Annotated in this window: 11 protein-coding genes; 10 read left to right on the top strand and 1 reads right to left on the bottom strand. The window is 71.6% G+C overall.

Going from position 1 to position 12167, the window contains the following annotated elements:
• The first annotated feature begins 125 nt into the window (after nt 1-125).
• Genes N5079_RS06980 through N5079_RS07010 form a run of 7 tightly spaced genes read left to right on the top strand, consistent with a single transcriptional unit; the run spans nt 126 to nt 7281 of the window.
• Nucleotides 126-863, top strand: a complete 738-nt coding sequence (locus N5079_RS06980) for a GntR family transcriptional regulator (protein WP_261582737.1) — start codon at nt 126-128, stop codon at nt 861-863.
• A gap of 37 nt (nt 864-900) precedes the next feature.
• The gene (locus tag N5079_RS06985) at nt 901-1128 is read left to right on the top strand and encodes a ferredoxin family protein (RefSeq protein WP_261582738.1); all 228 of its coding nucleotides are present in this window, start codon (nt 901-903) and stop codon (nt 1126-1128) included.
• 13 nt (nt 1129-1141) lie between these two features.
• A complete protein-coding gene (locus tag N5079_RS06990; RefSeq protein ID WP_261582740.1) occupies nt 1142-2566 on the top strand; it encodes an ABC transporter substrate-binding protein in 1425 nt (474 codons plus the stop codon).
• Nucleotides 2563-3555 carry an ABC transporter permease gene (locus N5079_RS06995; RefSeq protein ID WP_261582742.1) on the top strand — a complete coding sequence of 331 codons (993 nt, stop codon included), beginning with the start codon at nt 2563-2565 and terminating at the stop codon, nt 3553-3555. The genes N5079_RS06990 and N5079_RS06995 overlap by 4 nt, the downstream gene beginning before the upstream one ends.
• Nucleotides 3552-4325: an ABC transporter ATP-binding protein gene (locus N5079_RS07000; RefSeq protein WP_261582744.1), complete on the top strand. Its 774-nt coding sequence runs from the start codon at nt 3552-3554 to the stop codon at nt 4323-4325. Before N5079_RS06995 ends, N5079_RS07000 begins: the two co-directional genes overlap by 4 nt.
• A gap of 5 nt (nt 4326-4330) precedes the next feature.
• The gene (locus tag N5079_RS07005; protein ID WP_261582745.1) at nt 4331-7039 is read left to right on the top strand and encodes a fumarate reductase/succinate dehydrogenase flavoprotein subunit; all 2709 of its coding nucleotides are present in this window, start codon (nt 4331-4333) and stop codon (nt 7037-7039) included.
• A gap of 44 nt (nt 7040-7083) precedes the next feature.
• Complete coding sequence (locus N5079_RS07010) at nt 7084-7281, top strand: DUF2795 domain-containing protein (RefSeq protein ID WP_261582747.1); 198 nt, start codon at nt 7084-7086, stop codon at nt 7279-7281.
• A gap of 175 nt (nt 7282-7456) precedes the next feature.
• Here the strand turns inward: N5079_RS07010 and N5079_RS07015 are convergent, their stop codons facing one another.
• Complete coding sequence (locus tag N5079_RS07015; RefSeq protein WP_261582749.1) at nt 7457-8284, bottom strand: patatin-like phospholipase family protein; 828 nt, start codon at nt 8282-8284, stop codon at nt 7457-7459.
• Nucleotides 8285-8406: 122 nt separating this feature from the next.
• Here N5079_RS07015 and pta point away from each other — a divergent pair, with 122 nt between their 5' ends.
• From pta to N5079_RS07030, 3 genes are read left to right on the top strand one after another with little or no spacing between them, the layout of a single operon-like run.
• Nucleotides 8407-10473, top strand: coding sequence for a phosphate acetyltransferase (pta, locus tag N5079_RS07020; RefSeq protein WP_261582750.1), 2067 nt, complete (start codon nt 8407-8409; stop codon nt 10471-10473).
• Nucleotides 10470-11702: an acetate/propionate family kinase gene (locus N5079_RS07025; RefSeq protein ID WP_261582752.1), complete on the top strand. Its 1233-nt coding sequence runs from the start codon at nt 10470-10472 to the stop codon at nt 11700-11702. Before pta ends, N5079_RS07025 begins: the two co-directional genes overlap by 4 nt.
• A 37-nt stretch (nt 11703-11739) precedes the next feature.
• Nucleotides 11740-12165 (top strand): TIGR02611 family protein, encoded by a 426-nt coding sequence (locus tag N5079_RS07030; RefSeq protein ID WP_261582753.1) that lies wholly within the window; start codon nt 11740-11742, stop codon nt 12163-12165.
• Nucleotides 12166-12167 lie beyond the last annotated feature (2 nt).

Here is a 12167-nt window from a genome sequence, read left to right on the forward strand (position 1 = left end):
ACCAAGGTGGCGGTTCTCCCGTAATTTTGGATGAAACCGCAGCTAGTGCCCCTATAGCCGGTGCTCGGAGTAGCGTAATCCGCCCGTTATCCAGCTTTCCCTACCTGATAGCTAGGGTTGCGGCCATGGAGCTGGCGGAAACACGGCGACGGCGGGCGGACCGGGCGAGGCAGGTGGCCGACCTGTTACGGCGCGAAGTCCTGCACGGGAGCTTCGGTGACGGCCATCTGCCACTGGAGGCCGCGCTCGCCCGCGAGTTCGGCACGTCGCGCAACACCATCCGGGAGGCCCTCGACCTGCTGCGCGACGAGGGCCTCATCGAGCGCTGCCCGGGAGTCGGGACCACGGTCGTCGCCGAGAAGTACCCCCACGGCCTGCACCGGCTGCTCGGGCTCGCGGAGACGCTGAGCGAGCATGGCGAGGTCACCAACGAGGTCCGGGCGATGGGCCTCATCCAGCCTCCGGCGGCGGTCCGCGCGAGGCTCGACCTCCCCCCGGGGGAGTCGGTGGTCTACGTCGAGCGGCTGCGCAGGCTCAACGGCCTGCCGCTGTCGCTGGACCTGACCTACCTGGTCAGGGACATGGGAGAGCCACTCTTCGACGCCGACCTGGAGCACAACGACGTGTTCGTCCTGCTGGAGAGGATCGCGGGACAGCCGCTGGGCATGGCCGAGCTCACGATCGAGGCCGTCAACGCCGACGCCCACACCGCCGCCGTGCTGGACGCGCCGCGTGGCGCGGCACTGCTCATGGTCGAGCGGCTGGCTCACCTGTCCCACGGCCGCCCGGTGGACCTGGAGTTCATCCGGTTCCGGGGCGACCGGCTCACCATGCGCGGCCATCTCCGGAGGGCCACCGAATGAAATCTCCGGAGAACCACCGAATGAGAGCGAGCGATCGATGACTCTTGCCAACCAGCGTCTGGACGTGCCGGTGACCATCGACGAGTCGCTGTGCATCGAGGGGTGCACGCTCTGCGTGGACATCTGCCCGCTCGACTCCCTGGCGATCAGCGACGAGACCGGCAAGGCCTATATGCATGTGGACGAGTGCTGGTACTGCGGCCCGTGCGCGGACCGCTGTCCGGCGGACGCCGTGACCGTCAACATCCCCTACCTGCTGCGATAGCGAGGAGTTCGCCATGCGCAAGACGATCGTCGCTCTCGCGGCCCTCCTGGCGGCGGGATGTTCCCTCAGCGCCCAGCCGGGGTCCGCGGGATCCGGCGACGCCAAGGTCGTCATCGGCTACCAGTCGAAGACCATCAACACCGTGACAGCCGGAACCCTGCTGCGATCGCTGGGCTTCCTGGAGAAGCGGCTCGCCGGGAAGTACCGGGTCGAGTGGCAGGACTACGACACCGGCGCGCCGATCACCGCCAAGATGGTCGCCGGAAAGATCGACATCGGCTCGATGGGCGACTATCCCCTGCTGATCAACGCCTCCCGCACCCAGGCGATCGACGCCGCCCGCACAGAGCTGGTCTCGGTCACCGGCTACAACCTGCGCGGCGGGCTCAACATGGTGGTCGTGCCGCCGTCGTCGCCCGCGAAGACGCTCGCCGACCTCAAGGGACAGAAGGTCTCGGCCAGTGCCGGCTCGGCCGGGCACGGCACGCTCGTGCAGGCGCTGGAGAGGGCCGGGCTCGACCCGGCGACCGGAGTGGAGACTGTCAACCAGCTGCCGCCGGTCGGCGCGACCGCGCTCCAGTCGGGCTCGGTCCAGGGGTACGCCCAGTTCGTCGCCTGGCCGGGACTGCTGGTCTTCAAGAACCAGGCCCGCCTGCTCTTCGACGGCTCGGCCCTCGGCGTCCCGACCTTCCACGGCGTGGTCGTACGGCAGGCCTACGCCAAGAGCCACCCGGACGTCGTCCAGGCGTTCCTCCAGGCGCAGATCGACGCGACGCGATACCTCCACGAGCATCCGCTGGAGGCCGCCGAGTCGGTGGCGAAGGCGACCGGCCTGCCTCCCGAGGTGGTCTACCTCTACAACGGCCGCAACGGCATCTCGACCTTCGACGTGACGCTCAAGCCACAGCTCAAGGCGGCGCTGGAGCACGACGAGCCCTACCTCAAGTCGATCGGAACCGACTTCAGGGACGTCGACGTCTCCAGGTTTGTCAACGACTCCTACATCAGGAAGGCATACGGCGCCGCGTATGACTCCGACACGGCCTCGACCGCCAACGCGGCGGCCGTCACGGGCGCCGACGGGGCCTGCGGGATCCCCGTGTCAGACCCGGCCACGGCGGGAGAGCTCTGGCTCGCCGGGGAGACGATCACCCACCCGGCGGCCACCCCGACATGCCTGCTGCGCCAGGTGGCCGCCGTGTCCAAGGCCGGGAAGACCGTCAGGGCGGCGTACGTCGCCGACACCGTCACCGGCACCCACTGGTTCGCCGACAAGGCCGTCTGGGTGAAGGACCCGTCGGCGGACGAGAAGGACAGGCTCCGGCCGTTCACGACCCGTGACGGTGCCGACGCCTTCCTGAAGGACCACCCCAAGGCCGAGCGGGTGGACTACGCGGCCGCCCTGAAGGCCGCAGCGGCCGGGGGAGCCGACCGATGACGAGCACGGCATCGCGGGCCACCCCGTCGGCCACCCCACCGGCCGTCCCGCCGGCCGACCCGCCGGCCGACCCGCCGGCCACCCCACCGGCCACCCCACCGGCCGACCCGCCGGCCACCCCACCGGCCGACCCGCCGGCCGTCCCGTTCGCGTACCGGCGGGGCTCCGCCGCGGCCGCCGGCCTGGCGACTGGGCGGGGAGCTCGGCGTAGAGACCGGCTGAGCTGGGCGATCAGGACGGCGTCGGTGCTGTTCGCCGTGGGACTGTGGCAGCTGCTGACGACCGCCGACGCCAGGATCGGGCTGCGATTCGACCGGCTGCCGTCGCCGGCCGAGGTCGCGGGAGAGCTCGTCCGGCAGCTTCAGACGGCTGTCTACTACCTGGATCTCGCGCAGAGCGTGATCCGCATCCTGACGGGCTTCGCCCTGGCGGCCGTCCTGGGCATCACCGCCGGGATCCTCGTGGGCCGGTCGCGGCGAGCCGGGGACGCCCTGCTGCCCCTGATCGAGGTGGTCCGCCCCATTCCGGCGATCGCCATGGTCCCGATCGCGATCCTGCTGTTCCCCACCGACGAGCAGGGCATCGTGTTCATCACGTTCGCGGCGGCGTTCTTCCCGGTCATGGTGAGCACCCGGCATGCCGTACGGGCCCTGCCGGTGCTGTGGGAGGACGCGGTGCGCACTCTCGGCGGCGGCCGGCGGCACGTGCTGTGGAACGTGATCCTGCCGGGCTCGCTCCCGGGGATCTTCGGCGGACTGTCCGTCGGCATGGGGGTGGCCTGGATCTGCGTGATCTCGGCGGAGATGATCTCCGGCGAGCTGGGCGTGGGCTACCGCACGTGGCGGGCGTACACCGTTGTCGACTATCCCGGCGTGATCGTCGGCATGGCCACGATCGGCGTGCTCGGCTGGCTCACAGCGGCCGCGATAGAGCTGCTCGGCCGCCGCCTGACCCGATGGCTTCCGCGGGCGGAAGGGAGCGGATCATGACGCTGAACGCGTTGGAGACCCGGCGCGCGGGCATGGCGCTCACATTGGACGGGCTCGCCCTCGGCTACGGGAGCGATCCGGCGCTGCGGGACATCCACCTGGAGGTGGCGTCCGGGGAAGTCCTCGTTGTCGTCGGACCGTCTGGGTCGGGCAAGTCCACGCTGCTCCGCGGCCTGGCCGGGCTGCTCCCGCCGTACTCCGGGCGGATCCTCGCCGACGGCGCCGAGGTGACGGGCACCGCCCCGGACCGGGCGATGATCTTCCAGGACGACGGCCTGCTGCCGTGGCGCACCGTGCGCGGCAACGTCGAGCTGCCACTGGGCATCCGCGGAGTGCCCAAGCGGCAGCGGATGGCGATCGCCGAGCAGTGGATCGGGCGGGTCGGGCTCGCCGGTTTCGACAACCGGCTGCCCCGGGAGCTGTCGGGAGGGATGCGCCAGCGCGTGCAACTCGCCCGAGCCCTCGTGGGGGCGCCGCGGGCCGTGCTGATGGACGAACCGTTCGGCTCGCTGGACGCGCAGACTCGCGCGGAGATGCAGCGCCTGCTGCTCGACGTGCTGCGCGACACGTCCGCGACGGTCGTCTTCGTCACCCATGACGTCGACGAGGCCCTGCTGCTCGGCGACCGCATCGTGGTCCTGGGCCCTTCCGCGCTGGGCTCTGCCCCGCTGGGCCGTACCGGCATCAGGGCGGTTCTCGATGTGCCGGGGCCGCGCGACCCCGCCACGGACCGGACGGGACTTCGCGCCCGCATCCTGGAGGAGCTGTGACGAATGTGACCGCCGTGAAGGCCGCGATGGAGATCCCGCCCCTCGGCGACCGCCTGCACCTCGACTGCGAGGTGCTGGTCGTGGGCGGAGGGACGGCGGGCACGATGGCGGCGATCACCGCCGCGGAGCACGGCGCCGACGTCGTCCTGCTGGAGAAGGCCCACGTACGGCACAGCGGCGCTCTCGCCATGGGCATGGACGGCGTGAACAACGCGGTCATCCCCGGGAAGGCGACCCCGGAGGACTACGTCGCCGAGATCACCCGGGCCAACGACGGCGTCGTCAACCAGCGCACGATCCACCAGACCGCGACTCGCGGCTACGACATGGTGCGACGGCTGGAGCGGTACGGCGTGAAGTTCGAGAAGGACGAGTACGGCGACTACAACGTCCGCCGCGTCCACCGCTCCGGCAATTACGTGCTGCCGATGCCGGAGGGCAAGGACGTCAAGAAGGTGCTCTACCGGGTCCTGCGCCGCCGTGAGATCCGCGAGAAGGTGCGGATCGAGAACCGGGTCATGCCGGTCCGCGTGCTCACCCAGGAGGGGCGAGCGGTCGGGGTGGCCGGGTTCGACACCAGATCCGGCCGGTTCGTCACGGTCTCGGCGGGGGCGGTGATCCTCGCCACGGGCGCGTGCGGGCGGCTCGGGCTGCCCGCCAGCGGCTACCTCTACGGCACGTACGAGAACCCGGCCAACGCGGGGGACGGGTACGCGATGGCCTACCACGCGGGGGCCGAGCTGAGCGGGATCGAGTGCTTCCAGATCAACCCGCTGATCAAGGACTACAACGGCCCGGCCTGCGCATACGTGGCCAACCCGTTCGGCGGGTACCAGGTCAACAGCCGCGGGGAGCGGTTCGTCGACTGCGATTACTGGTCCGGTCAGATGATGGCCGAGGTCGCCAGGGAGATCGGCTCCGCCCGGGGGCCGATCTATCTCAAGCTCAGCCATCTGCCGGACGAGACCGTGACCGCGCTGGAGAACATCCTGCACACCACCGAGCGGCCCACCCGGGGCACCTTCCACGCCGGTCGCGGGCATGACTACCGGACTCACGACGTCGAGATGCACATCTCCGAGATCGGCCTGTGCGGCGGTCACTCCGCCTCAGGCGTCTGGGTGGACGAGAACGGCGCGACCACGGTTCCGGGGCTGTACGCCGCGGGTGACCTGGCCTGCGTGCCGCACAACTACATGATCGGGGCGTTCGTCTTCGGTGACCTGGCCGGAACCCATGCGGTCGGACATGCCAGGGAGGTGCCGCCTGGCCGCCTCCCGGAGGACCAGATCGCCGAGGCCCACGAGCTGATCTACCGCCCGCTGCGCAACCCGGACGGGCCGCCGCAGCCCCAGGTCGAATACAAGCTCCGGCGGTTCGTCAACGACTACGTGGCCCCGCCGAAGATCGGTACGAAGCTGGAGATCGCTCTCGAGACGTTCGAGCGGATGCGTGACGAGATCGCCGCAATGGGCGCCCGGACTCCCCACGAGCTCATGCGGTGCGCGGAGGTCACCTTCATCCGCGACTGCGCCGAGATGGCCGCCCGGTCGTCTCTGGTGCGCGCCGAGAGCCGGTGGGGCCTCTACCACGACCGCGCCGACCTGCCCGAGCGTGACGACGCGGAGTGGCTCTTCCACCTGAACCTGCGGAAGAACGCCGCCGGCGCGATGGAGTTCCTGAAGCGCCCGATCGAGCCCTACCACGTGCCCGTCGAGGGTTTCCACCCCCGGCCGTCCGAGGTCGTGGTCCTCGGTGCGTACGGCGCAGCGGGCGGTATGAAGCACACGGCCGGCGGACGGCTGGAAGTAGAGGCGATCGGCCGCTCTCCCCGCATCCTGGAACTCGTCCGGCTCGCCGACGAGCAGCCCACGCTCGGCCAGATCGCCCCTTACCTGGGTGACGACGATCCCAAGGTCCGCCGCGCGGCGATCGCCACGCTGACCGAGACGGCCCCCGCGGGGGTCGGCGCCGCCCTGGTCGAGGCACTTGGCGATCCCAACGGCACCGTACGGCGTGCCGCGGTCACCGGCCTGCGGGAACTGGTCGAGGTGCTGCCCGCCACGCCCGAATTCGGCGCCACCCTGCGAACCGCCGCGGGCCATGGGGACCCGGTGGTCCGGGCCGCTGTGTGCGAGACCCTGAAGGTGCTCCACCTGGGGGACACCGCCGTGTTCGAGGCCGCGCTCGCCGACGCCGATCCTCGGGTGCGGATCGAGGCCGTCCGCGGACTGGTCTCGCTCGACGACGTCGAACGGATCGGGCTGGCCGCGGGCGACGCCAACCGGGAGGTCCGCGTCTGGGTGGCCAAGGGGCTCGGCACGATCGGCAAGCCGTCGGCGGCCGCCGTCCTGACCCGGCTGGCCGCCGATCCCGACCCGCTCGTCCGCGCGGCGGCGCTGGAGGCCGCGGGGACGGCGGGCCGGGGACTGGACGCGGTGGCCGTGCGGGCGCTGGACGATCCGGCGTGGCAGGTGCGGGTCGGGGCCGCCAGGGGACTCGCCGCGGCCGAGCCGGAGGTCGCCGTGGGGCCGCTGGTCTCGGCGCTCACGGACCCGCACCTCGACGTGCGGAAGGCCGCCGTCATGTCGCTGTCGGGATGGGCGGGCAGGCCCGAGGTGGTGGACGCGCTCTCCCGGGCGCTCGGCGACTCCGATGCCGACGTCCGGGCCTATGCGCGGAGAGCCCTGAGTGGCGCCGGCGTGAGCGGGTAGGCGAAAGGAGGAGGACGAAGACAGCGAAGCAGGGAGGAGACGTCATGGCTGGCGCACCCAACCCGATCGAGCTGCAGAAGCACCTCAAGGGCGTGGACTACCCCGCCGGGAAGTCCGACCTCGTCCAGGCGGCCCGCGACCAGGGCGCCGACGACGACCTGGTCAAGGCCCTGGAGAAGATTCCGGACAGGCAGTACGACGGTCCGAACGCCGTGAGCAAGGCCGTGACCGAGGCGAGCTGACCAAAGCGCGCCATGCCTGGGGAGCATGATCACCGATCGAGTCACCGCAGGCCAATGGCCCCGGCCGGAACATATGCATGATCACGGCCAGGGTTGGCGCAGGTCGAAGCTGCCTTCGGGAACCCGTGCATGATCACGGCCGGGGTTGCGGCGTCGCGGGCCGTCGCCTGGCGGCCTATGGGGTCCAGACGGCGCGGGCGGGCTCGGCGAGGCCCGCGGCCTGGGCGAGCCCGGCCTTGTACGCGGGGCCCCACAGAGCCGGGTCGAGGACGTTCTCGCCGAACACGGCGGCCGCCGCCTCGTCGGGCTGGATCACGAGACTCCGCGGCGTCCCGGCGGCGCGCAGCTCCGCCTCGAGCGTGGCCCGCGGGGACAGGTGACCCAGAGGCTCCAGCACGACGAGAGTCCCGGCCCCGGCGGCCAGGTCGGCGTTGGTGGGGGAGCGGACCCCGCCGTCCACGTAGCGCCTGCCGCCGATCTCCACCGGAGGGAAGACCATCGGCACCGCGCAGCTCGACGCTACGGCGAGCACCATGGGCGCGCCCGAGGCCCTGTCCCAGACGATGAACTCGCCGGTCTCCGCGTCCACGGCGGTGATCTGGAGGTCGCGGTCGGGCCACTCCTTGATGGGGAGCCGCTCGCCGATGGCGGCGATGCGCGCCGCCTGGTGGTCGACGGGCGCGGCGAGGGCCATCTGGCCGACCCTGCGCCGCGCCTCCTGCGGCTCCAGGCTGGGGTCGAACAGGATGGCGAACGCCCGCATCACCCCGTCAAGGTCGACCACCGGCGCGGGGCCGGTGTCGACGGCCACCTGGTGGGCGATGGCCGCCTCCAGGTCGGCTCCCGTCGCGATAAGGGTGCCGATCACGGATCCGGCCGAGGTCCCGACGATGCTGTCCGCCGTGCCGAGGTCGACGCCCTCCTGGCGGAGGCCCGTGACGATGCCGGCCTCCCAGGCGATCCCGGCCACTCCGCCGCCGCCGAGCACGAGTGCGCTAGTCATATCCCGATTATGTGTGACGGGATCTTCGGGGGACAGCGCTCCTGACCGGTCGTACCAGCCGGTAGCGTAAACCTGCACGAGAGCCGAGCGGAGCGAGGCCAGTAAAAGTAAGGTGGCGCACGATGGCGATCGGGGTGTACGTCGCGGCCGGCGACGCCAGGAGCAACAAGGGCGCCATCGCGCTCGGCATGATCGAGCTGCTGTCCCGTCAGGTCGGGAGCGTGGGCGTGTTCCGGCCCGTCGTCCGCGCCGGCCGCGAGGACAACCTGGTCAACACGGCGCGAGCCCGGTTCGGGATGAGCCTGCCGTACGACATGTGCGTGGGGGTCGCCTACGAGGACGTCCACGCCGACGAGGAGCGTGCGACGGGCGACATCATGGCGGGCTACCGGGCCCTCGCCGCGCGGTGCGAGGCCGTGGTGGTGATCGGCACCGACTACACCGACGTGGGGGCGCCCACGGAGTTCGCCTTCAACGCCGGGCTGGCGGCGAACCTCGGAACTCCGGTCGTCAACGTCGTCACCGGGCTCGGGCGTACGCCCGACGACATCGCCGCGGCCGTCGAGATGTCCGGCAAGGAGCTGGCGGACAAGCACGCGACCGAGCTGGCCGTCGTGGTCACGCGGGTCGCGCCGGAGCTGATGGACGCCGTCGCGGAGCGGGTCCCGGACGCGTCCGTCCTGCCCGAGGTGCCGCGCCTGTCCGCGCCGGCGGTGAGCGACCTGATGGCCGCCTGCGAGGGGACGCTCTTCCGCGGCGACGAGGGCCAGCTCGGCCGGGAGGTCGGCGCGCTCATGGTGGGGGCGATGTCGCTGCCTAACATTCTCGACCGGCTCACCGAGGGGGCGGCCGTGATCGTCGCCGCCGACCGGGCCGCCGCTCTGGTGCCCGGCCTGCTCGCCGCGCACCGGGCGCAGACGTTCCCGGTCCTGTCGGCGATTATCATGAACGGCGGAATGCCGCTCCCGGAGACGGTGTCCCGGCTGATCGACGGCATGGACGTCGGCCTCCCGATCATCGCGACCGACGGCGACACGTTCGACACGGCGACCCGGCTGTCCGCCGCCGAGGGCCGCTTCAGCCCCGACGCCACCGGCAAGATCGACACCGCGCTCGGGCTGTTCGCGGAGCACATCGACACGGCCGCGCTGCTGCGGCGCCTGCGGGTCACCAAGTCCGCCGCGACGACGCCACTGATGTTCGAGTACGACCTGCTGGAGCGGGCCCGCGCCGACCGCCGTCACATCGTCCTGCCGGAGGGCGCTGAGCCGCGGATCCTGCGCGCGGCCGACAGCCTGCTCCGCCGGGGCGTCGCCGATCTCACGCTGCTCGGCGACGAGGCGGAGATCCGGTTCGCCGCGGCCGAGATGGGCCTCGCGATCGACGCCGCGAAAGTGGTCAGCCCGTTCGACGAGGAGCTGCGCGAGCTGTTCGCTCAGGAGTACGCGCGGCTCCGCGACCACAAGGGCGTGACCGTCGAGCAGGCCCGTGACACCGTGACCGACGTGTCCTACTTCGGCACGCTGATGGTCCACCTCGGGCTCGCCGACGGCATGGTGTCGGGCGCGGCGCACACGACGTCCCACACCATCCGCCCGTCCTTCGAGATCATCAAGACCTCGCCGGGCGTGGGCATCGTGTCGAGCGTGTTCTTCATGTGCCTCGCCGACCGGGTGCTGGTCTACGGCGACTGCGCCATCGTCCCGGACCCCACGGCCGAGCAGCTCGCCGACATCGCGATCTCGTCGGCCGCCACCGCCGCCCGGTTCGGCGTGGAGCCGCGCGTCGCGATGCTGTCCTACTCCACCGGCGACTCGGGAGCCGGCCCGGAGGTCGACAAGGTCCGTACGGCCACCGCCCTCGTCCGCGAGCTGCGGCCCGGCCTGCCGGTCGAGGGGCCGATCCAGTACGACGCGGCGGCCGAGCCGAGCGTGGCGAGGACCAAGATGCCGGACAGCCCGGTCGCCGGGCGGGCCACGGTCTTCGTGGTCCCCGACCTCAACACCGGCAACAACCTCTACAAGGCCGTGCAGCGGAGCGCGGGCGCGGTGGCGGTCGGGCCGGTCCTCCAGGGCCTCCGCAAGCCCGTCAACGACCTCTCCCGGGGGGCCACCGTCAATGACATCGTGAACACCGTGGCGATCACCGCCATCCAGGCCCAGGCGCGCGAGCAGCGGGAGACCCCATGACCGGACAGGACGGCGACGCGGGGGACACCGGGCGCGTCGGGCAGGTTCTCGTCCTCAACAGCGGGTCGTCGTCGATCAAGTATCGGCTGATCGACATGGGCGCCGCGAGCCCGGCCGACACGGGGAAGAACGGCGGGCTCGTCGAGCGGATCGGCGAGGAGACGAGCGTTCTCGTCCACGGCGGCGTGCGGGTCGAGCGGCGGTTCGCCGACCATGAGGAGGGCCTACAGGCCGTCCTCGCGGCGTTCGCCGAGTACGGCCCGCCGCTCGACGGGGTCGGCGCGATCGGCCACCGGGTCGTCCACGGCGGCAGCCGGTTCGTCGAGCCCACGCTGATCGACGACGAGGTCGAGCGGGCGATCGAGGAGCTCGCACCCCTGGCGCCGCTGCACAACCCGGCCAACCTGAAGGGCATCCGGGTGGCCAGGCGGGCGTTCCCCGGGCTGCCGCACGTCGCGGTCTTCGACACCGCCTTCCACGGGACCATCCCGCCGCACGCCCGCACCTACGCCGTCCCCCGCGAGTGGACCGAGAAGCTCGGCGTCCGCCGGTACGGTTTCCACGGCACATCCGCCGCGTACGTCTCCCGCCGTGCCGCCGAACTGCTCGGCAGGCCGTACGACGAGGTCAACACGATCGTGCTGCACCTCGGCAACGGGGCGAGCGCCACGGCCGTCCGGGGCGGGCGGAGCGTGGACACCTCGATGGGCCTGACCCCGCTCGCGGGCCTCGTCATGGGCACCCGGTCGGGAGACGTCGATCCGGCGCTCCCGGCGTACCTGAACAGGGTCGCCGGGATGGACCTCCCCGAGATCGACGAGGCGCTGAACAAGCGGAGCGGCCTCCTCGGCATGTCCGGCGCGAACGACCTGCGCGAGGTCTGGAAGCTCGTCGACTCCGGCGACGAGAACGCCCGGCTCGCCATGGACGTGTACGGCTACCGCCTTCGCGGCTACATCGGCGCCTACTACGCGGCGCTCGGCCACGTGGACGCGATCGTCTTCACGGCCGGCGTGGGGGAGAACGACGCCCGCACTCGCGCCCTCGCCGTCTCCGGGCTGTCCCGCCTCGGCATCGAGGTCGACCCCGCCCGCAACGCCGCGCACTCGAAGGAGCCGCGGGTCGTCTCACCCGACGACGCCGAGGTGACGGTGCTGGTCGTGCCCACCGACGAGGAGCTGGAGATCGCCCGCCAGACCGCCGCCCGCGTCGCCGGTCCTCTCGCCTGAGAGACCCGCTGACTATCCTGTTGCTGGGGGTGAGCACGTGGCGACTGCCGACGACAGGCGTGCGGACAGGGAGCAGGGCATGTGGTCGGCGGTGCTCGGCTGGCGCGAACGCGTGCGCGCCAGACCCGGCGGACGGCTGACCCTGAAGATCCTTATCGGCGTGATCGGAGCCGCCCTGGTGATCGGCGGCCTGATCATGGTGCCGTTCCCCGGCCCCGGCTGGCTGGTCGTGTTCGCGGGCCTCGCCGTGCTCGCGACCGAGTTCGCCTGGGCCTCCCGGGTGCTCGACTTCGCCAAGGACAAGGTGACGTCCGCCACCGACTGGCTGGTCCGGCAGAACTGGGTCGTCCGCATCGTGGCGAGCGCGCTGACCCTGGCTCTGGCGGCCGTCATCGTATGGGGCACGCTCAAGCTGGTGACCGGCATCGACCTGCTCCAGGAGGCCCGCGACCTGCTCGGCTGAGC

The organism is Planotetraspora sp. A-T 1434, from assembly GCF_025420585.1.
GTDB lineage: Bacteria > Actinomycetota > Actinomycetes > Streptosporangiales > Streptosporangiaceae > JAOEGB01.